The sequence below is a fragment of the Acetatifactor aquisgranensis genome (genome assembly GCF_943193215.1).
Lineage (GTDB): Bacteria > Bacillota > Clostridia > Lachnospirales > Lachnospiraceae > Acetatifactor > Acetatifactor aquisgranensis.
This window is the reverse complement of the sequence record NZ_CALPDH010000001.1, coordinates 126372-146328: the sequence shown is the minus strand read 5'-3', so window position 1 is coordinate 146328 and position 19957 is coordinate 126372. Positions and strand designations below refer to the sequence as shown.

The 19957-nt window shown below is 54.7% G+C and carries 18 protein-coding genes; 9 read left to right on the top strand and 9 right to left on the bottom strand.

Annotated features, from left to right (window positions below):
- Positions 1–7: 7 nt before the first annotated feature.
- The 6 genes from NFS35_RS00690 to argC all read right to left on the bottom strand — a co-directional run bounded on the left by NFS35_RS00690 (position 8) and on the right by argC (position 6121).
- A complete protein-coding gene (locus tag NFS35_RS00690) occupies positions 8–1210 on the bottom strand; it encodes an aspartate aminotransferase family protein (protein ID WP_251205221.1) in 1203 nt (400 codons plus the stop codon).
- A gap of 111 nt (positions 1211–1321) precedes the next feature.
- Entirely contained in the window at positions 1322–2212 is an 891-nt protein-coding gene (gene argB / locus NFS35_RS00685; protein WP_251205220.1) for an acetylglutamate kinase, read from the bottom strand.
- A gap of 83 nt (positions 2213–2295) precedes the next feature.
- Positions 2296–3519, bottom strand: a complete 1224-nt coding sequence (argJ, locus tag NFS35_RS00680) for a bifunctional ornithine acetyltransferase/N-acetylglutamate synthase (protein WP_251205219.1) — start codon at positions 3517–3519, stop codon at positions 2296–2298.
- Between the two features lie 269 nt (positions 3520–3788).
- On the bottom strand, positions 3789–4253 hold the full coding sequence (locus tag NFS35_RS00675; RefSeq protein WP_251205218.1) for a GNAT family N-acetyltransferase: 465 nt from the start codon (positions 4251–4253) through the stop codon (positions 3789–3791).
- 276 nt (positions 4254–4529) lie between these two features.
- The gene (locus tag NFS35_RS00670; RefSeq protein WP_251205217.1) at positions 4530–4961 is read right to left on the bottom strand and encodes a pyridoxamine 5'-phosphate oxidase family protein; all 432 of its coding nucleotides are present in this window, start codon (positions 4959–4961) and stop codon (positions 4530–4532) included.
- A gap of 101 nt (positions 4962–5062) precedes the next feature.
- A complete protein-coding gene (gene argC, locus NFS35_RS00665) occupies positions 5063–6121 on the bottom strand; it encodes an N-acetyl-gamma-glutamyl-phosphate reductase (RefSeq protein ID WP_251205216.1) in 1059 nt (352 codons plus the stop codon).
- 424 nt (positions 6122–6545) lie between these two features.
- Between argC and NFS35_RS00660 the strand changes: the two genes are divergently transcribed.
- The 6 genes from NFS35_RS00660 (at position 6546) to NFS35_RS00635 (ending at position 13355) form a co-directional block, all read left to right on the top strand.
- Positions 6546–7601, top strand: a complete 1056-nt coding sequence (locus NFS35_RS00660; protein ID WP_251205215.1) for an FIST signal transduction protein — start codon at positions 6546–6548, stop codon at positions 7599–7601.
- A 42-nt stretch (positions 7602–7643) separates the two neighbouring features.
- Positions 7644–8594, top strand: a complete 951-nt coding sequence (locus NFS35_RS00655) for a methyl-accepting chemotaxis protein (protein ID WP_251205214.1) — start codon at positions 7644–7646, stop codon at positions 8592–8594.
- Positions 8595–8647: 53 nt separating this feature from the next.
- Positions 8648–9313: a response regulator transcription factor gene (locus NFS35_RS00650; RefSeq protein WP_251205213.1), complete on the top strand. Its 666-nt coding sequence runs from the start codon at positions 8648–8650 to the stop codon at positions 9311–9313.
- Positions 9310–10320, top strand: a complete 1011-nt coding sequence (locus NFS35_RS00645; protein WP_251205212.1) for a sensor histidine kinase — start codon at positions 9310–9312, stop codon at positions 10318–10320. The genes NFS35_RS00650 and NFS35_RS00645 overlap by 4 nt, the downstream gene beginning before the upstream one ends.
- Positions 10321–10522: 202 nt before the next feature.
- Positions 10523–11290 carry an ABC transporter ATP-binding protein gene (locus tag NFS35_RS00640; protein WP_251205211.1) on the top strand — a complete coding sequence of 256 codons (768 nt, stop codon included), beginning with the start codon at positions 10523–10525 and terminating at the stop codon, positions 11288–11290.
- Positions 11280–13355: an FtsX-like permease family protein gene (locus tag NFS35_RS00635; RefSeq protein WP_251205210.1), complete on the top strand. Its 2076-nt coding sequence runs from the start codon at positions 11280–11282 to the stop codon at positions 13353–13355. The genes NFS35_RS00640 and NFS35_RS00635 overlap by 11 nt, the downstream gene beginning before the upstream one ends.
- A gap of 97 nt (positions 13356–13452) precedes the next feature.
- Here NFS35_RS00635 and cls read toward each other — a convergent pair whose 3' ends face one another.
- Together cls and NFS35_RS00625 are read right to left on the bottom strand one after the other, a co-directional pair.
- On the bottom strand, positions 13453–15039 hold the full coding sequence (cls, locus tag NFS35_RS00630) for a cardiolipin synthase (protein ID WP_251205209.1): 1587 nt from the start codon (positions 15037–15039) through the stop codon (positions 13453–13455).
- 21 nt (positions 15040–15060) lie between these two features.
- Positions 15061–15759: a Crp/Fnr family transcriptional regulator gene (locus NFS35_RS00625; RefSeq protein WP_251205208.1), complete on the bottom strand. Its 699-nt coding sequence runs from the start codon at positions 15757–15759 to the stop codon at positions 15061–15063.
- On the opposite strand from NFS35_RS00625, the gene NFS35_RS00620 reads away from it, so the two are divergent.
- From NFS35_RS00620 to NFS35_RS00610, 3 genes are all read left to right on the top strand, one after another.
- Positions 15741–16811, top strand: coding sequence for an MATE family efflux transporter (locus NFS35_RS00620; protein ID WP_275564652.1), 1071 nt, complete (start codon positions 15741–15743; stop codon positions 16809–16811). The two genes, NFS35_RS00625 and NFS35_RS00620, sit on opposite strands and share 19 nt — an antisense overlap.
- A gap of 416 nt (positions 16812–17227) precedes the next feature.
- On the top strand, positions 17228–18451 hold the full coding sequence (locus tag NFS35_RS00615) for an argininosuccinate synthase (RefSeq protein ID WP_251205206.1): 1224 nt from the start codon (positions 17228–17230) through the stop codon (positions 18449–18451).
- A gap of 91 nt (positions 18452–18542) precedes the next feature.
- Positions 18543–18812, top strand: coding sequence for a DUF1294 domain-containing protein (locus NFS35_RS00610; RefSeq protein ID WP_251205205.1), 270 nt, complete (start codon positions 18543–18545; stop codon positions 18810–18812).
- Between the two features lie 120 nt (positions 18813–18932).
- Here the strand turns inward: NFS35_RS00610 and NFS35_RS00605 are convergent, their stop codons facing one another.
- Positions 18933–19769, bottom strand: a complete 837-nt coding sequence (locus NFS35_RS00605) for a DegV family protein (protein WP_251205204.1) — start codon at positions 19767–19769, stop codon at positions 18933–18935.
- Between the last annotated feature and the right edge of the window lie 188 nt (positions 19770–19957).

The following is a 19957-nucleotide window of genomic DNA, read 5'->3' as shown; positions in this document are numbered from 1 at the left end:
CCCTTCCCTACTCTGTCTCAGAAGGTTCCAGACAGCTCTCCAATATCTCGATCATCTCATCAATGTTTTCCTTTGAAATGATAAGGGGCGGCACGAAGCGGATAATGTCCGGGCCAGCGTTAATCAAAAGCAGGCCGTTCTCCATAGCGCGTTCTATCACGTCCCGCACAGGGCGGTCGAACACCAGCCCCTGCATCAGACCGGTTCCCCGCCTATTTGTGATGCAGTCGTACTTGTCCTTTAATTCCTCCAGACGCCGCTCTAAGTAAGGCGCCACCTCTCTCACATTATCTATTATATGGTTCTGTTCAAATAAATCAAGCACTTTTTCCACTGCCGCGCAGGCAAGGGGATTCCCGCCGTAGGTAGTCCCGTGGTCTCCGGCCGCCAGGGAATTCCGCGCCACTTTTTCCGTCATCAGAAAAGCCCCCACGGGCACGCCGCAGCCCAGGGCCTTGGCGACTGTCATGATATCGGGCTTCACGCCGCAGCGCTGCCAGGCGAACATATGCCCTGTCCTGCCCATGCCGCACTGAATCTCGTCCAATATCAGAAGGATGTCCCTCTCTTCGCAGAGGGCTTTCACGCCTTTCAGGAATTCTTCCGTTGCGGGTACCAGGCCGCCCTCTCCCTGTACGGTTTCCAGGATGATTGCGCACGTCTTTTCGCTTATCAGTTTTTCCACGCTCTCCAGGTCATTCATCTGTGCGAACCTGACATTCCCGATCATGGGCTCAAAGGGCTCCCTGTACTTGGGATTGCCGGTGACGGACAGGGCGCCGAACGTCCTGCCGTGGAAAGAATGGTTCATGGCGATGATTTCATGATCTGTGGCGCCGTCCTTTAAATACGCGTATTTGCGGGCCGCCTTTATGGCGCCCTCAATAGCCTCCGCACCGGAATTGGTGAAGAACACTCTGTCCAGGCCGGAGACTTCCCGCAGCTTCTTCGACGCGCGGATGGCAGGCATGTTATAGTAGTAATTCGATGTGTGAATCACCTTGTCAATCTGGGCTTTCAGGGCGTCATTGTACTCCCTGTTGCCATATCCCAGCGCGAATACCGCGATACCGGACACAAAATCCAGATACTTTATGCCGTCGGTATCGTACAGATAGACGCCCTTTCCTTTTTCGATGATAATCTGATAACGATTATAGGTATGGAGCAGGGACTGCTCCGCTTCTTCGATATACTCCTGCATGCTCATGTGTCTTCCTCCTGATTCAAAGTTTCGCCTCGCCACCTCAATTTCCTTCCGGCCAATTCCGTCTTGAGACTGTTTATCCTGTTCTAAAACTGTCCGTTTCCCCGGATTGGTTCACAACTGCCCGGCTTCTCCGTCTTCCACGATGGCGGTGCCGATACCCTGTTTCGTAAAAATCTCCAAGAGCAGGCAATGGGGAATCCTGCCGTCCAGGATATGGACGCGGCTCACGCCATTGCGCACCGCAGAGGTGCAGTTGTTCAGCTTGGGCAGCATGCCGCCTCCGATGAAGCCGCCGGAGACCAGCTCGTCCGCCTGGGAGGCTGTGATTCTGGAAATGAAGCCCTCTTTCTTCTCGTAATCCTTATAGATTCCCTCGATGTCCGTCAGGAAGGCCAGCTTCTCCGCGTTCACGGCCTTTGCAATGGCGCAGGCCGCGTCGTCGGCGTTGATGTTGTAGGTCTGGAACCTGCTGTCCAGGCCGATGGGGGCTACGATAGGAAGGAAATCTTTCTCCAATAAATCGTACAGCACCTTGGGGTTCACATCGGTGATCTCTCCCACAAAGCCGATGTCCTGTCCGTCGGAGTATTTCTTCTCCACCTGCAGCAGCCCGCCATCCTTGCCGCTGACGCCCACGGCTTTCACGCCCAGCTCCTGGACCATGGTGACCAGGTTCTTGTTCACCTTGTTCAGCACCATCTCGGCGATTTCCATGGTCTCGCCGTCTGTGACGCGCAGGCCGTTTACGAAGGTGGATTCCTTGCCCACTTTCCCCACCCAGCGGCTGATTTCCCTGCCGCCGCCGTGGACGATGATGGGCTTGAAGCCTACCAGTTTTAAGAGCGTCACGTCCTTTATGACATTTTTCTGCAATTCCTCATTGCTCATGGCGCTGCCGCCGTATTTCACTACAATAATCTTACGGTTGAAACGTTGGATGTAGGGGAGCGCCTCTATGAGGACCTCGGCTTTCTGAAGTACTTTCTCCATGTCTTTTTCCATGGTTCTGGTTTCCTTTCTAATTGTTGCCATTTCTCTTTTTATTTATTTCTTCCTTTTCGGAAAAGTGTTCGGCCAGCCGGGCTTCAGCTTCTGTAATCCGCATTGATTTTCACATAATCATAACTCAAATCGCAGCCCCAGGCGGTGGCCTCCGCGTCCCCCATATGCATATCCACTAAAACCGTGACTTCCCGCTCGGAAAGTATCCTTGTAGCCTCTTCTTCGCTGTAGTCGCAGGCTACGCCGTTTCCGTAGATATGGATGCTGTCGTTCTTCCCCTGGAAATACAGGTCTACGTTCTCCGGGTCGAACTGTACGCCGGAATAGCCAAGGGCGCAGAGGATTCTGCCGAAATTGGCATCGTGGCCGAAGATGGCAGCCTTGGTCAGGGAAGAGCAGATGACAGCCTTGGCCAGGGTGCGGGCGTCCTCTTTGGTGGCGGCGCCTGTGACTTTCGTCTCGAACAGGGCGGTGGCGCCTTCTCCGTCTCCCGCCATTTTCCTGGCCAGCCAGGTGGTGACGAAACGCAGGGCTTCACGGAATGTATCATAGGCCTCTCCCTCGGACGCGATTTCCTCATTGTCCGCAAGGCCGTTGGCCAGAATCAGCAGTGTGTCATTGGTGCTGGTGTCCCCGTCCACGGATATCATATTGAAGGAATCCACCACATCGGCCCGCAGGGCTTTCTGGAGCATGGGTTTGGAAATCTTCAGATCCGTCGTAAGGAAACCCAGCATGGTGCACATATTGGGATGAATCATGCCGGAGCCCTTGCACATGCCGCCAAGGGTGACGGTTTTCCCACTGATTTCAAACGTTACGGCGATTTCTTTCGGCACGGTGTCCGTGGTCATGATGGCCCTCGCCGCGTCCGATCCGGCTTCCAGGGTGTCTGATTTTACCGCTGCCAGTTTCCTTATGCCCTCTGTAAGTCTGTCCAGAGGCAGCTGCATGCCGATGACGCCGGTGGAGGCCACCAGCACGGAATCCGCAGAGATTCCCAGGGCCTCCGCCGCGCATCTGCTCTCCGCCGCGCAGCAGTCCGTCCCCTGTTTTCCGGTGCAGGCGTTGGCGATGCCGGAATTCACCACCACTGCCCGGGCAGCGGGCGACTCCTCCACGATTTTTTTATCCCATACTACCGGCGCGGCCTTTACTACATTGGAGGTAAAGGTTCCCGCCGCCGTACAGGGAGCCGTGCTGTAAATCAAAGCCATGTCCCTACGGTTCCTGTATTTTATGCCTGCCTCCACGCCCGCCGCCTGGAAGCCTTTCGCTGCGGTCACGCCGCCTTCGATTTGTTTCACTTTTACACCTCCGTATGCGCTTCAGCGCATATACCAATCAAAATTTGGATGTTTATTTTGTCAAATTATTCACAAACTCCACAGGTGAATAGTCGCTTATAGCATTCCCTTTCAGATACAGGCCGGCCAGATTCGTCAGGCCCGCAAACACGCTGATGCCACTGATATTCCTCCGCCGTTTATCGCCCGAACCGCCTCTGTACCGGAGCCGCACGGGCTCAGCAGAAGAACAGACAGCCCGATGGAACGGTCTGAAAGGGACAGCACATTTACCGGTTAAACGCCGTAATATTCGCCTCGTTCAACGTAAAATCGTAATAATTCAGATCCTCCCGCCTGGTCCAGCCGATGCGCTTCCAGAACGCGTTCCCAACATCGTTGGCCGTGAAGGCGATCAGGCTGACTTTATTGATTTCCTCCGCTTTCAGGGCGTTCATGCAGTGGACTACCATGGCTTTGCCGATGCCCTGCCTGCGCCAGTCCTCCCGGACGCACACATGGTACAGGCAGCCCCTCCTCCCGTCATGGCCGCAGAGGATGCCTCCCACAATGTCACCCTCCCTGTCCACTGCCACTACGCTGGTAGTGGGATTCCTTTTCAGGAAGCGCTCCACGCCCTCCCGGGAATCATCGATGCTGCGCATACCGAAGCCGCGAATGGTTTTCCACAGGGCATAGAGCCCCTCGTAATCTTCTGTCGTCATCGTTCTGACGGTAAATGTCTTGTCCTTCATCTTTCCACTCCGTGGCCGTCTTTTCGACTCCTGTCCTCCCGGCTTTTTCTATCAGCGCTATGTATATTTTATGCACTCTATACATTCTGCGCCGCAGAAAGCCGGGGCAAGAAATTCTTTTCCGCTTCCGGCAATTTTTTGCCTTTCTGCTCAGGCGGCGCTTTTAAACTTCAATAGTATACACCGTTTTCCCGGAAAGGGCAACGCTATTTTCCATTTCTATCCAATTCTATTGATATCCGGCGATTATCCAACTCTGATTCCGCTCTTCTTTCGTTATCCGCGGAAATCTATGTCATATCTGGTGCCATGATGGAACAGCGTCCCCTCGGCAAGCCGGATGCGCAGAAGGCAAGTGGCAGGGTCATCCTCATTCGTATGTCCGTTGCCGTACCATTCCGCAAAAACTGTCCTCAGTTTGGACATGATTTCCTCATTTTCCTTTGCCCTGACATGGCCCAGGTTCTCGCCGGTGCCATGGGCAGTGAACCACTCGCCGCATATGGCCACAGCCGGATTCTTTGCAATCTGTCTCATTTTGTTGGACTTGGCATACGTGACGACATAGAACGCGCCGTCCTCGTAGTAGCTGTTCACAATCCGCACGAAAGGTCTGCCCTCCTCCACGGTGGCGACGGAAAGCAGCGTGTCGCATCCGAATCTTTCATCCATGATTTCCGCGGTTTCTTTCGAAAGTTTCTCTCCCATTTTCTTCTCCATTTTTCTCTGTGATGTCGATAAGTCTCCCTGAATCATTTGAGGTTCCACATAATGGCATTATTCTTCCTGGTCATTGATGCTTTCCGCGCTTACGGGAAACAGGGCACCAGTTCCAGGCCCTCGCTCTCTTTCAGGCCGAACAGCAGGTTCATGTTCTGCACCGCCTGTCCGGCGGCGCCTTTTACCAGGTTGTCCAGCGCCCCCATCATGATGATGCGCCCTGTCCTCTCGTCGATGACGAAACCTATGTCCACGTAATTGCTGCCCTCCACCCATTTGGTCTCGGGGCAGATGCCTTTGTCCAGGATACGGACGAATTTCTCTTTCCCATAATATTTGTCATAAGCGGCGCGGATTTCCTCCCACGCGGGCAGGGTGCCGTCCGCTTTCCTCTTCAGCTTCGCGTATTCCGTCACCAGGATGCCCCGGTTCATAGGTACCAGGTGCGGGGTAAAGTTGACGGTCACTTCGCAGCCGCCCGCAATAGAAAGCTGTTCCTCAATCTCGGGAGTATGCCGATGGGTGGCCACGCCGTATGCCTTGATATTCTCGTTCACCTCACAGAACAGGTTTGGCACTTTGGCTCCCCGCCCCGCACCGGAGGTTCCGGATTTCGCGTCCACAATCAGGGTGTCCACATCAATCAGCCCCTCTTTGACCAGCGGATACGCGGTCAGGATGGAACAGGTGGTATAGCAGCCCGGATTTGCCACCAGCCTGGTGGAGGCCGTGATCTGGTTCCGGTTCAGTTCGCACAGCCCGTAGACGGCTTCCGGGATGAACTGGGGGGACTTATGCTCTATGCCGTACCATTTCTCATATACTTTCACGTCTTTTATACGGTAATCCGCTGATAAATCTACGATTTTTACTTTCCGGAGGATTTCCTCTGTCAGAAGGCCCGCCAGGAACCCCTGGGGCGTGGCCGTGAAGATGACATCCACCTGCTCAGCCAGTTCCGCCAGATTGTCGTCCCTGCACACATCCTCCACGATACGGAACATGTTCTGGTATACTTCATAATATTTCTTGTCTATGTAGCTGCGGGAACCGTACCAGACGATTTCCACCTCCCTGTGGTTCTTCAAAATCCTGACCAGCTCGCCTCCCGCGTAGCCGGTTGCCCCGATAATCCCTGCTTTTATCATTCTCTTCTCCTCATTTCTGCACGGCCCTGTCTTCTGCATGCCGCTCAGCGGACATTTGAGCCAAGGCGGATGCGCCTTACGTAAGTATAGCACATTTTGCATAAATGTCTATATCTTTTTTATTTTTATGCAAAGCTTTTTATATTGATGTATATTTATTCATCGTCGGGGACATCGCAGGCAAATCGAACCGCTCGTGAGCATAGGATTCTCTGACAGACTCTGCCGGAAAATACAGACTTCAGATGACAGAACTATAATAACCAATCGCCCGGTATTTGTCAACAGCCCCGTCCGCCGAAACTTAAGGCAAATCATTGTTGACGTATCCTTGCCTGATAAAGTATAATCATTACAGCCGTCATCCGCGGAACTGTCACGATGGCTGGAAATACACCCTAAACAATGGAAGGAAGGCTACTGTATGAGGCAATTTTTCGGAATGAGCAAGCGTGGGGATCTGTCGGAAGCGGTCCGCAATCTGAGCAGCCCCCAGTTCATCATGCTGCTGTCGAACAACACCCAGTTCGAGGAGCATGTGAAGACCCTGGAGAAACTTTACCCCGGTATTCCCAGCATCGGGTGCATCGGAATGAGCTATGACACGAGCGTCGTGGAGAACGGCGTGGGAGTCGTCGCGTTTTCGGGTGGAGTCAGCGCCACGGCCAATGTGCTGGAACAGGTATCCCTCATGCCGGTAAAATATATCCACCGGCTGGAAGCGGACGTGAGCAGGATCAACGCTTCGAAGCAGGATACGGTATGCATCGATTTCTGTACCGGCAACGATGCCTGCGCCCTGACCACGCTCTATACAGTGCTGAAATCCAGAGGCATCCAGCTGGTAGGCGGCACAGGCGACGGCGGCAAGGTGTCCGCCAACGGCAAGGTCTACGAAGATTCCGTGGCCTATGCCCTGATCCGCAACCAGAGCGGACGGGTGAAGGCCTACAAGGAGAATATCTACCATCCTCTCGGCAATTACCGTTTCATCGCGTCAAATACGGACCGGGCCAATTACATAATCGGTTCCCTGAACGGTCAGCCCGCCAAGCAGGTATACCAGAACATCCTGCATGTGACGGATCAGGAAATCCTCACACAGACTTTCAAGAATCCTTTCGGCAAACTCAACGGAGACGACACCTGTATCATTTCCATCAAAGAAGTCAGCGGCAACTCCCTGGCCTGTTTCCGCCAGGTGAACGACTCCGATGTGCTGATGCTGCTGGAACTGGGCGATTACCAGGCGACGGTGCGCAATACCATACAGCAGATCTGCCGGGATTTCCCCAAGCGCTCCGCTGTCTTCTCCGTGAACTGCCTGTTCCGGTACAAGCTCTTCAGCGAGCGCCGCTATATGCAGGATTACCTGAAGGAAATGAGCGCCCTGGGCAGCCATGCCGGTCTCGTGGGCTATGGGGAGCACTACAACAATCAGTTCGTGAACCAGTCCATGACATGTGTTGTCTTTGAGTAGTTTTCTGAACGAAAAACCGATGAATGCGAGGAGGACATTATAATGTTGTTTTCAAAAAAAGGACGCTCCAACAAAAGGAAAGGGCTGCACGACGCGGAAACCCTCTACCCGGTGCTGCATGTGATCAGCACCCTGAAGGACTACCAGAAAGAGATGGTCCGAAAGGAAGTGGAATCCCTGTTGGAGCTCAGCAAGGTGGGCAGCTCCTTTGACGGCGTGCTGAACGAAGCCGACCAGTTCCAGGGACAGCTCCAGGATTTCGGGCAGTCTTTTTCCAGCATCAATCAGGCAGCCGGCCAGTTCGCCCAGGTGCGGACGGATATCACTCAGACGGTGTCGGAAGCCCAGGATATGGTGGAAGAGCTCAAGCTCACCTCGGCACAGGTACAGAAGACCTACAGCGAAATGGAGCATACCTTTGAGCATCTCCAGGCCGCCGTGAAAAGCATCCAGCAGTGCATGAGCAAAATCGTGTCCATCGCGGACGAGACCAACATCCTGGCCATCAATGCCTCCATCGAGGCCGCAAGGGCCGGGGAGCAGGGCAAGGGCTTCGCGGTGGTGGCCGAGAAGGTCAGAGAGCTGGCAAGGGAGATCAAGGAGCTCACCGACGACGTGGACTCCAGTATCCATAACGTGGAATCAGGCGCCGCGGAACTCAGCGGCAGCATACAGGCTTCCCAGGATGCGCTGGGGCAGGGCTTCGGCATCGTAAACGGCACGTCGGAATCTTTCCGGCAGATCACATCCGCCGCGGAAGGCGCTTCCTCTGTACAGGCAGAGATCTCCGGGGTGATTGCCGGGTCCCAGCAGGACTTACAGACGCTCTGCCAGTTCTTCGACAGAATCAAGCTCCAGTATCAGGAAGTGGTGAAGCATATCGACCGGGCAAGCCGCCTGGGCACCACCAAGAGCGTCATGTTCGAGGATGTGGAGAATATGCTCTCCCAGATTCCGCCCATCGTAAAGGATACCGATCCGGGCGCGGACTGAAACCCGCAGCCGCACATCCGGGCTCCCTGGGAGCCGCATAAAGGCGGTGGCTTATGCATATTTTGATTATAGAAGACGATCCCCTGTTCCGCCGGGAAGTGAAAGATTTCCTGGAGAATTCCCTGTATCATGTCACCGCGCTGACGGAATTCGACCGCATTGTCCCAAAGGCCCTCTCCCTCCGGCCGGACCTTATCCTGCTGGACTGGAATCTTCCCGGGCAGTCCGGCTTTGAGCTCTGTGCGGAAATCCGCGCTTGTTCGGATGTCCCCATCATTTTCGTCACAGGGCGGGAGGACTCCATGGACGAGGCGGCTGCCCTTCTGAAAGGCGGAGACGACTACATCACCAAGCCTTTCCACCCTTCCGTGCTGCTGGCCCATATCTCGGCCGTGCTGAAACGGACACGGAAAGAAGCACAGGACAGCGCCGTCTTGATCCACCTGGGACTGGAGCTGGATCTGGCAAAGGCTCAGGTCCGCTATCAGGGGCGGCGGGCGGAGCTGACCAGGAACGAGCTGAAGATACTGCACTGCCTGTTCCGGCATCCGGGGGAGATCGTGCCGCGGACAGAGCTGATTGAGTATCTGTGGGACGCTTCCGTCTTCATCGACGACAATTCCCTGAGCATCCATGTCACCCGCATCCGCGGCAAGCTAAAGGAGCTGGGCCTGCCTGACTTCATCCATACGAAACGGGGAATGGGGTATTTCATATGAACTTTCTCGACTTTCTGAAAGACAAACTACTGCTGCTGACGCTCCAGGCTGCCTGTATGCTGGCGTCGGCGGCTTTTTTGTATGCCACCGGCTATCCGGCGGCATCCATCGGCATCCTCCTGTTCTGTTGGTTTTTGATCCTCTCTGTGTGGCTCCTGGGGGAGTATGTCCGCAGACGGCGGTATTTCCGGCAGCTGGAGCGGATTCTGGAGGACGCCGACCAGAAGTATCTGCTGGGGGAGCTGATGCCGGAGTCTTTCCGGCTGGAGGACAGGCTGTACCGGGACATGATCCGCAGATCCAGCAAATCCGTCATCGAGCGAATCCACGCTGTGGAGGACGCCGGAAAGGATTACCGGGAGTACATCGAAAGCTGGGTCCATGAGATCAAGGCCCCCATCGCGGACATCGGTCTGCTGTGCGAGAAGCAAAAGGACGGCATCGGCCGCCGTATCCTGATGGAGAACCGGCGGACGGAGAACTATGTGGACATGGCCCTCTTCTACGCCCGCTCGGATGAAGTCTATCAGGACTATCTCATCAAAGAGACCACCCTGCAGGACACCGCGGAGGAGATGCTTCGGAAAAACAAGTATTATTTGATTGAAAACCGGATACAGGCGGAGGTGTGCTGCCCGGATACCGTGTATACCGATGTAAAATGGATTGCTTTTATCCTGAACCAGCTGATTCTGAACGCGGTGAAATACCGGCGGGATTCCGGGCCCCGGATACGGATTTCCACCGAAAGGGAAAGCCGCAGCGTCCTGCTGACGGTGGAGGACAATGGGCTGGGCATCCCTCCGGAGGAGCTGCCCCGCATCTTCGACAAGGGCTTCACCGGGACCAACGGCAGGATCCGCGGCCAGTCCACCGGCATGGGGCTGTACCTGTGCCGGAAGCTTTGCGGGAAGCTGGGAATCCGGATTGGGGCAGAGTCCGCGGAGGGGCGCGGGACGCGGATTATGCTGGAGTTTCCTGTGAGCGATTATCTGATGAAGCACTGACTGCTTTCGGCATGATGTTCCCATCCCCCCGCTGGCACAATCTTTCAAAAAAGAAAGATTATTGCAATGGACCCTGATACCATATTTCCCTTCTGTCTGTTATAGTATCTTTATGCAAAGCCTTATCCCGGCAGGAACCATTTTTCAGGCAACGCTGAGACGGATTATAAAAACTGCCGGAACAGGCAGAAAGGGACATACAATGAGCAATTACATTCAGGTATGCGATGTGGAGAAATACTACGGAAACGGCTCCAACGCCTCCAAGGCCGTAGACCGGGTCAGTTTCCAGGTGGAACAGGGCGAGTTCGTGGGCGTCATGGGGGCCTCCGGCTCCGGCAAGACCACGCTCTTAAACATGCTCTCCACCATCGACAGCGTCACCGCAGGCCACATCTATTATGAAGACATCGACATCACGGAACTGTCCGAAAACAAATTGTCGGAATTCCGTAAACAGAACCTGGGGTTCGTCTTCCAGGAGTACAATCTGCTGGACACCCTCACCATCGAGGAGAACATTCTGCTGGCCCTGACTCTGCACAGCCGGCACAAGGCGGAAATCCTGGGCCGCTGTCAGGAACTGCTCTCTCTTCTGGGCATCGAAGACATCCGGAACAGCTTTCCCTACCAGGTCTCCGGCGGCCAGAAGCAGCGCTGTGCCTGTGCCAGGGCCCTGGCCAACCGCCCCAGGCTGCTCCTGGCGGATGAGCCCACCGGGGCACTGGATTCCCGCTCCGCCCAGACTCTTCTGGAGACTTTCACCGACATGAACCGGAAACTGAACGCCACCATCTTCATGGTGACCCATGACGCGTTCTCCGCCAGCTACTGCGGCCGGATCCTGTTCCTGAAGGACGGCCGGATTTTCCACGAGCTGCGCCGGGGCCGGAAAAGCAGACGGGAATTCCTGAACGAGATTCTGGACGTGCTGTCCCTGACAGGAGGTGAGCTTTCCCATGCTGAATAAGCTTGCTTTGCGCAATGTCCTGCGCTCCGCCAGGGATTATATGGTGTATTTTCTGACTATGATGCTGGTGACGGCCATCATGTTCGCTTTCCACTCCCTGATATTCTCCGAGGACCTCCGGCAGCTTTTTGAGATGGCCCTGCTTCTTGCTGTGCTGATTGGCCTGGCCTCTTTCTTCGTAGTCCTGATCGTGGCCTGGCTGATCAATTACATGGTGCGCTTCATCCTGGAAAAAAGGAGCCGGGAATTCGGCATCTACCTGCTGATCGGGATGAAGAAAAAAGAGATTGCAAAGCTGTACTTACGGGAGAGTCTGCTGCTGGGCGTCGGGGCATTCGGGGGCGGGCTGCTGCTGGGGCTTCTGCTGCAGCAGATCCTGATGGCCATCCTATACAGCTGCATCCAGATGGAATACCGCATCCGCCTGGAGTGGAACCCGGGATGTCTGGCCACCACCGCCGCCTGTTACGGCGGGTGCTATCTGCTGGCGCTGCTGCGGTGCCGCAGGCGCTTCCGGAAGATGAACATCCACGCCCTGATGAACAGAGAGCGGCTGAACGAACAGCTCAAGGAGTCCCGCGTAGAGGCCAGGCGCTGGCTGCTCCCCCTTTCCGGGCTGGGACTGCTGGGACTGGGACTGATGCTGTTCTTCTATAAGAACTGGAGCAATGTCACGATTCTGGGCTTCCTGGCGGGGCTGGTGCTGGTCATCTACCTGTTCTACTCAGGCCTTGCGGCCAGGATTGTCTGCTATGTGCGGAAGAAAGGGAATGGGGTCTTTCATGGGCAGAACCTGTTTCTGCTGCGGCAGTTCGCCTCCAAGGTCAGGACGCTGCGCTTTACTTTGGGCACTTTGACCTCCCTGTTCGTGTTGGCGCTCTTAGGCTGCGCCATCGCTCTGATGTTCAATGATTTCCAGAACCAGATGCTGGCGGTGAAATGGCCCTTTGACATCCAGATATTCAGCGGGGATACCGAGGAGGATTTCCGGCGGGAATGGGAGGTGCTGGAGCGGGAGGCTCATGTGGAGGAAAGCCATACTTATTTTATCTATCAGAACGGTACCAATCCGGTCAATACATGGCTGTGCACCCATCTCAGAATCTTCGGCGATGATTACCTGAACAGCGACGGGACTCCCAACCAGGCGGAAATCACAAGCAGAGACACCTGGGCCTATTACAGGTTCGACACCTACATCGCGCTGTCCGACTACAACCGCATCCGGGAAATGGCCGGTCTTTACGCCGTCGCTTTGGGCGAAGGGGAATATCTGCTCCACCTGAAGGAACGGGTCTGGAACGAGACCGGGGACTTCACGGGGGAAATCGCGGTATCCGGCCCGGAGGGCGGGGCGCTTCGCCCGGCAGGCATCCGCACGGAGCCGCTCTCTCAGGACGGCCATAACGGAGCGGATTATCTGCTTGTAGTCTCCGACGAGGCGGCCCGGCAGATGACTCCCTATTACAGGATGCTGGTGGCGAATCTGGCGGAAAAAGCACCCGACACCCTCCAGCAGTCCCTGGACGCCCTGGAATCACGGGACAGTTATGAGGATTTCGGCAGCCACAGGGTGCTGGACTCCATGGCCTCCGGCACGGATCAAATCGCGGTGTATGTATACAAAAATATGGTCAGGGACAATCTGATTCCGGAAGCAAAGTTCCTGCTGTCCTCCGTCATTTTCGCGCTGGTCTATGTGGGGCTGGTCTTCGTCTGCGTGGCGCTGACCGTGCTCTCCGTGCAGCAGCTCTCGGATTCCGCCAGGTACCGGTTCCGCTATCAGGTGCTGCACCAGATCGGGCTGAGCCGGAAAGAGATATCCGGCGTCATCCTGAAGCAGCTGGCCCTGTTCTATCTGTGCCCCATTTTGTTCGCGGCCCTTGTCAGCGGGATTATTTCGGTGTATCTGGGATGGATGTTCAATTTCTATACCGGCACGCACACGGCGGCGGCAGGGTATTTCGGGGTTTCGTTTTTGATGTTCCTGTCTGTCTATGGGTTTTATTTTGCGGTGACTTATGTGGGGTTCCAGCGGAATGTGCTGACAGAGCCGGGTTCCTGATTTCTCTGAATGTACGTTCTCCTCGGCGGAGGAGTCCGGATGTCCTTTGGCGAAATTTGTTGGATGTATCAAGCAGGAATTTTCCGAATTTTCGCTGTCACAAAAGCGGCGCCGCCACTTTCATCAGCACCCCCAGAAGCTTCACGGTCCATTTCTCCTCCCGGATGGTCTCCCGGGTCACCTGGCGGCATTTGGGCAGCATGGCCTGGAAGTCCGCCTCGATGTCCGGTATGCAGTCTGTCCCATGCATGTAGGTGGCGCACTCGAAGTGATGGTACAGGCTGCGGTAATCCAGGTTGATGGTCCCCACCACCGCCTCTTTTGTATCGCTGACAAAGACCTTGGCATGGACGAACCCGGGCGTATATTCATAGATTTTCACCCCCGACTCCAGGAGAGAGGCATAATGGGTCTTGGCCAGCGCATAGGGAATCCGCTTGTCAGGGATGCCCGGCAGAATCAGCGCCACCTCCACGCCCCGCTCCGCAGAGAATTTCAGAGCGGTCTCTATCTCGCCGTCCAGTATCAGGTAAGGTGTCATGATATGTACATATTTCACCGCCCGGTTCAGGATGTCCATGTAGACCCGCTCCCCCAGCTTGTCATCGTCCAGCGGCCAGTCCCCATATGGCACCACATAGCCTTTCTCCTGTTCCCCGAAAAAAGCCGGAAAAGCAAGGAATTTATCAAATTCCGGCTCCCTGACATCGATATTCCACATCTGCAGGAACAGCAGCGTAAAGCTTTTTGCGGCCTCGCCCTGCACCATGACGGCAGTATCCTTCCAGTGGCCGAATCTCTCCACCTGATTGATATATTCATCGGCCAGGTTGATCCCGCCGTTAAAGGCGGTATGGCCGTCTATCACCAGAATCTTCCGGTGGTCCCGGTAATTGTAATGGGTGGAAATAAATGGCGAGACCGGGGCGAATACCTTGCACTGAATTCCCTGTGCCCGCAGAAGCTTCAGATACTTATGGGGCAGAAGGGCGAACTCGCAGGTGCCGTCATACATCAGCCGCACATCCACGCCCTCCCCTGCCTTGCGGATGAGGATTTCCAGAATCTCTCCCCACATCAGGCCCTCCGCGATGATGAAATACTCCAGGAAAATGAAATGCTCCGCCTTCTCCAGCTGGCGCAGCATCTCGGCGAACTTGTCCTCCCCCAGCGGGAAATAGGTCACTTTCGTCCTGTCATAGACCGGATGGCAGCCGCTCCTTTGGATATAATGGACCAAAGACGCTGCCCCTGCATCCTCCCTGGCCAGATTCTGCAGGACTGTTTCCGACTGGGGGATGCTCTTTTTGGTGGCTGCGATAATCTGGCCAAAACGCGCTTTCAGCGCCCGGTGTCCGATATCCTTCTGTGTGTACAGATACAAAAGGGAACCGAACACCGGGGCAAACATCACGACAATCAGCCACGTAATCTTCGCTGTGGCATCCCGGCGGCAGTTCAGAAGATACAATACCATAATGACAGTGAACAAAATGGTACCGCTGAAGATATGAGGGCGGAACTCCCTGAACCACTGGTATACGCTCACCAGGAACCCTATCTGCAAAAGCATCAGGAGCAGAAACAAGCCCATACGGCTGAACACCGCATGGATGATGCCATTCTGCCCTTTCTTCAACAGGCGAATCCCCATATTGTCGTTATCGTTCTTTCGTTTCTCCATATTTCTCCTTTCGTAGAAAAGTCAGTTCTCCCCCAGCAGCCGATAGCATCCTTTCCGGAGCTTTTTAAGCCTCCCCTGCTCCTCCAGCTTCTTTACCACCCGCTGCAGCTGCCGCCTGCTGCAGCGCAGCCTCGCCGCGGTATCGTCCATTCCGATGATAGTCCGGTGCAGGCACTCATTCTTCAGATGATAGAGGAGCCGTTCTTCCAGCCGGGGCAGCACCACCGAATTGCGGGCCGTGAACACTTTCATGCGGGAAGCGTTGCGCAGGAGATACATCAGAAAATCGCTGTCTTTCTCCAGCCTGTCCCTGTTCTTCTCCATGGGCAGCGCGGCCACCACCACCGGCGTCACCGCCTCGATATAGAAGATGGGCCTGTTGCCCAGGGCAAATTCCATATCCCCCAGCAGCCCCTCGCCGTCCATCAGCGCCACATTTCTCCTGTCTCCGTTCTCATCCAGATAATACAGCGCCACGCTCCCCCTGACAAGGAACTGGAAATATGGCATCTGGCTGTCCGGCGTGGACAGAAATTCCCCCCGCTGGTATAGTATGACAAAAAAGTCCAGGCCCTCCGTGCGGAACTTGTCTGACAGCTTCGCTTTCCTGATGCTGTCTTCTACTATATCTTTGTCATATACTTTTTTGATAGTCCCACATCCTTCCCGCCCCATGGGCCGTTTTATATTTATTGTGACATATGTCACGTTATCTGCCAAGTGTTTCTGCTAAAATATTTTCAGAAAAACAGATATCAGAAAAGAAAAAGGAGAAGAACAGATGCAGAACAAAGAGTCCCATCCTCGGGTTGCTGGGCGCCCAGGGCCAGGTGTTCCACTATGCCAGTCAGTATTATACCTGGATTGCGCTGGGCGCTCCCTGCATCATCCTGACCCTGATTCCCGCCAATCAGCTGCGCACGGAGGGGCTGGCAAGCCTTTCCATGGCAGGCAGCATCGTGGGCAGCGTGGTCAATATCGTGCTGGATCCCCTGTTCATCTTCGGGCTCGGCATGGGCGCAGGCGGCGCGGCCATCGCCACGGTGCTGGGCAATCTGGCCACAGACATCGTATTTGCCGTCTGTATCCGCAAAAAGAGCAGCAAGCTCACCACAGACCCCCGGCTGGCCAAAACCGACCTGGCCACCATAGCCGCTGTCCTGGCCATCGGCCTGCCCTCCAGCCTCAATAATCTGATGAACAGCTTTGGAACCGCCCTGCTGAACCGCAGCCTGGTATCCTACGGCGCCGACAAGGTGGCGGCAATGGGAATCGCCAGCAAGGTGAACATGATGGCGGCAATGGTGATGATCGCTTTCGCTTTCGGCGCTCAGGCCCTGATCGGGTACAATTACGGCTCCGGGAATAAGGCGAGGCTGCGGGAAGTGCTGAAATTCGATTTGATGGTACAGATGGGGATTGCTTTCGCGGGCGGCACCGTCCTCATGCTTTCGGCTCCCCGGATGATTCGGCTGTTCATGGACGACCCGGCCATCCTGGAGGCCGGTACTCTCATGCTGCGCCGACTGCTCTTGGGCCTGCCCTGTATCGGTGTCTTCCTGGTGTGCAGTACCCTGTTCATGAGCACGGGCAAATCCCTGGCCACGCTGCTCCTGTCCCTGAGCCGCCAGGGCATCGTCTTCGCCGCCGTGCTGTTTACCCTGTCCGCATGCTTCGGGTATGCCGGCGTCACAGCCGCCCAGCCCGCCGCGGACTTCCTGTCCGCACTGCTTGGCCTGCTCCTCCTGAAAGCTGGCAGGATTGATATGTAGATTGAAATGAACAACAGGGAACACTCCCTCTCCCCCGGAAAGAGGTTGGAATGCCGCCTGATGCTCCAGTCTGTGGATGCAACTGATTTCGCATTCTCACTGTCCGGAAATTGGCAGCCGTACCCCATACGCCACTGCCCCTCTTCCTCCGTCACAAAGCAAAACCATTGCCGCTCCAAGTCAGCAAAAGCCCGATTTCTTCCATCGTCATGGCACATAGCTCCTTAAATATGCATTTTTTTGCATATTACTATCTTTCAAATGCATATTTCTCCGCATTTAAAAGAAAATATTGTATTTTTTTTAAAACTATTGCATTTTTTAAACAGAATTGTTGCATTTCCCACCGGAATGTTGTATAGTGTTTTAAGATAAAAGAAGAACCAAAATACATTCTATACGGAGGATTCCCATTCATGAAAGAAAAAGTAGTATTAGCCTATTCCGGCGGCCTTGACACCACTGCCATCATTCCCTGGCTGAAGGAGAATTTCGACTACGAAGTCATCTGCGTCTGCGTGGACTGCGGACAGGCAGATGAGCTGGACGGCCTGGAGGGACGCGCTATAGCTTGCGGCGCTTCCAAGCTCTACATCGAGAATGTCATCGATGAGTTCTGCGACGAGTATGTAGTCCCTTGCGTCCAGGCCAATGCCATCTATGAGAACAAATACCTGCTGGGCACTTCCATGGCAAGGCCCCTTATCGCTAAGAAGTTAGTGGAAATCGCCAGGAAAGAGGGCGCTACCGCCATCTGCCACGGCGCCACCGGCAAGGGCAACGACCAGATCCGCTTCGAGCTGGGCATCAAAGCCCTGGCCCCCGATATCAAAATCATCGCTGCATGGAGAAACGATAAGTGGACTATGGATTCCCGGGAATCCGAGATAGAATACTGCAGGGCCCACGGCATCCATCTTCCTTTCTCCGCGGATTCCTCCTACAGCCGCGACCGCAATATCTGGCATATCAGCCATGAGGGGCTGGAGCTGGAGGATCCCGCCAGCGAGCCGAATTACGAGCATCTTCTGGTGCTGGGCGTAACGCCCGAGAAAGCCCCCGAGGAGGGCGAGTATGTGACCATGACCTTTGAAAAGGGCGTGCCCGCCTCACTGAACGGAGAGAAGATGAAAGTCTCCGATATCATCACAAAACTCAACGAGCTGGGCGGCAGACACGGCATCGGCATCATCGACATCGTGGAGAACCGCGTGGTGGGCATGAAGTCCCGGGGCGTGTATGAGACTCCCGGAGGAACCATTTTGATGGAGGCTCATCAGCAGCTGGAAGAGCTTATCCTGGACAGGGATACCTATGCCATGAAGAAAGAGATTGGCAGCCGTTTCGCCAGCCTTGTGTATGAGGGAAAATGGTTCACGCCTTTGCGCCTGGCCGAGCAGGCTTTCATCCAGGAGACCCAGAAGTATGTGACCGGCGAGGTGAAATTCAAGCTCTACAAGGGCAATATCATCAAAGCCGGGACTACCTCTCCTTATACCCTGTACAATGAGAGCATCGCCTCCTTTACCACAGGCGACCTGTATGACCATCATGACGCGGAGGGCTTCATCAATCTGTTCGGGCTTTCCTGCAAGGTCAGGGCGATGAAGATGGCCGAACAGGGCGAGCAGATGTTCTAAAGCACGAAAACCATGCCCGGGAACATCCATGGTTCGCCCAGGCGGGCAGATGTTCCTGGGTGCGGAAATGCCCTGGCGAGGAGATGTTTTCATGGAAATATTCATTATCTACATAGCAGCCATCAATATAGCAGGCTTCGTCGTCATGGGCGTGGACAAAAAAAGAGCCATCCGGGGTGCCTGGCGCATCTCGGAGGCTACTTTATTCCTGACCGCATTTCTGGGCGGCGCTTTGGGCTGCACGCTGGGCATGCAGCACTTCCGCCACAAGACGAAACATTGGTACTTTAAGTACGGTATGCCGATTATCTTTATCGCGGAGACTTTCCTGTTTCTTTTTCTGTACCATATGATGTCCTGACGTGCCTTTGCCCCCGTTTTTCCTCTATTGCATCCCGCTTTTACGGATTCTCCCTGTCCCTTATCCGCTTCACGGAAAGCATTGTCCAAAACGGTCAATCTGTATCTGCACAGACATCCTCTATGTCGTCACAATCACCCCGCCGTCATTGGCATACATACTGCTGACGCCCCTGGTATCCATGATGATGCACTCCCTGAACGCCGCTTTCTTTAAAATCATCTGCTTCACCTGTTCCGCCCTTTCCAATGCGTTGCAGTGGGTGATTATCAGCCTGCGCTCCGCCGCGTTCTTCACTTCGGCTGCTGCCAGCTCCGCCATTTTGCCCAGCGCCTTTTTGATGCCGATGGTCTGGCTCTTTTGAATGATTTCCCCCTTGTGGGAGCCCATCACGGGCTTGATATTCAAGGTGGAGGCCACCAGGGCTTTCACGCCGGAGAGCCTGCCGTTCTTCCGCAGCGTCTCCAGATTGTCCAGCACGAAATAGGTGTGGATGCTGTCCCGGAACGTCTCAATCTTCTCCACGATTTTTTCAAAAGAAAGCCCGCTCTCCTCCAGCTCCATGATTTTCAGCGCAATCTGCGCCTCGCCGCCGCTGGCCGACTCGGAGTCCACCACGTGTATCTGCTTCCCGCCGTATTTCTCATGGTAGAGTTCTTTCCCCAGATGAGCGCTGTTGTAGCTGCCGCTCAGATGGGAGGAAAGGGTCACCGCATACACATGGTCAGCCTCCCCATGATAGCTTTCCATGAAACGCTCCGGCGAGGGACAGGAAGATTTCGGGGATTTTGGATACTCCGCCACCTTACGCAGAAACTCCGCCTGATTGAAATTCTCATCGTCCAATATATGATAATCCCCTACGTCCAGCCCCAGAGGCACTCTCTCGAAGTGCTTATCCCAGAGAAAATCCGCAGGCAGTTCACAGCAACTATCCACCACAATCTTATAACTCATTTTGACTCCCTCCAGCCGAATCCGCTTCATGGATGCGAAAACCAATTATCTGGATTCAGTGCTTCATTCTTTCAGGTTTTGCTTTCTTTTTTACATAGTTTTAATTACTATATATGATAGCACATATTTCCCTTTCCTGTAAAGCATATTCTCCAACTTTTCCGTTTTTAAACACAAAAAAACTTTCG

What these genes read in the sequence shown, in the direction of transcription:
- NFS35_RS00605 (WP_251205204.1), bottom strand. Translation starts at nt 19,769, where the DNA reads ATGAGTTATAAGATTGTGGTGGATAGTTGCTGTGAACTGCCTGCGGAT.
- NFS35_RS00610 (WP_251205205.1), top strand. Translation starts at nt 18,543, where the DNA reads ATGGAAATATTCATTATCTACATAGCAGCCATCAATATAGCAGGCTTC.
- NFS35_RS00640 (WP_251205211.1), top strand. Translation starts at nt 10,523, where the DNA reads ATGAGCAATTACATTCAGGTATGCGATGTGGAGAAATACTACGGAAAC.
- NFS35_RS00645 (WP_251205212.1), top strand. Translation starts at nt 9,310, where the DNA reads ATGAACTTTCTCGACTTTCTGAAAGACAAACTACTGCTGCTGACGCTC.
- NFS35_RS00675 (WP_251205218.1), bottom strand. Translation starts at nt 4,253, where the DNA reads ATGAAGGACAAGACATTTACCGTCAGAACGATGACGACAGAAGATTAC.
- NFS35_RS00620 (WP_275564652.1), top strand. Translation starts at nt 15,741, where the DNA reads ATGTCACGTTATCTGCCAAGTGTTTCTGCTAAAATATTTTCAGAAAAA.
- cls (WP_251205209.1), bottom strand. Translation starts at nt 15,039, where the DNA reads ATGGAGAAACGAAAGAACGATAACGACAATATGGGGATTCGCCTGTTG.
- NFS35_RS00650 (WP_251205213.1), top strand. Translation starts at nt 8,648, where the DNA reads ATGCATATTTTGATTATAGAAGACGATCCCCTGTTCCGCCGGGAAGTG.
- NFS35_RS00660 (WP_251205215.1), top strand. Translation starts at nt 6,546, where the DNA reads ATGAGGCAATTTTTCGGAATGAGCAAGCGTGGGGATCTGTCGGAAGCG.
- NFS35_RS00635 (WP_251205210.1), top strand. Translation starts at nt 11,280, where the DNA reads ATGCTGAATAAGCTTGCTTTGCGCAATGTCCTGCGCTCCGCCAGGGAT.
- argB (WP_251205220.1), bottom strand. Translation starts at nt 2,212, where the DNA reads ATGGAAAAAGACATGGAGAAAGTACTTCAGAAAGCCGAGGTCCTCATA.
- argC (WP_251205216.1), bottom strand. Translation starts at nt 6,121, where the DNA reads ATGATAAAAGCAGGGATTATCGGGGCAACCGGCTACGCGGGAGGCGAG.
- NFS35_RS00615 (WP_251205206.1), top strand. Translation starts at nt 17,228, where the DNA reads ATGAAAGAAAAAGTAGTATTAGCCTATTCCGGCGGCCTTGACACCACT.
- NFS35_RS00655 (WP_251205214.1), top strand. Translation starts at nt 7,644, where the DNA reads ATGTTGTTTTCAAAAAAAGGACGCTCCAACAAAAGGAAAGGGCTGCAC.
- NFS35_RS00690 (WP_251205221.1), bottom strand. Translation starts at nt 1,210, where the DNA reads ATGAGCATGCAGGAGTATATCGAAGAAGCGGAGCAGTCCCTGCTCCAT.
- NFS35_RS00670 (WP_251205217.1), bottom strand. Translation starts at nt 4,961, where the DNA reads ATGGGAGAGAAACTTTCGAAAGAAACCGCGGAAATCATGGATGAAAGA.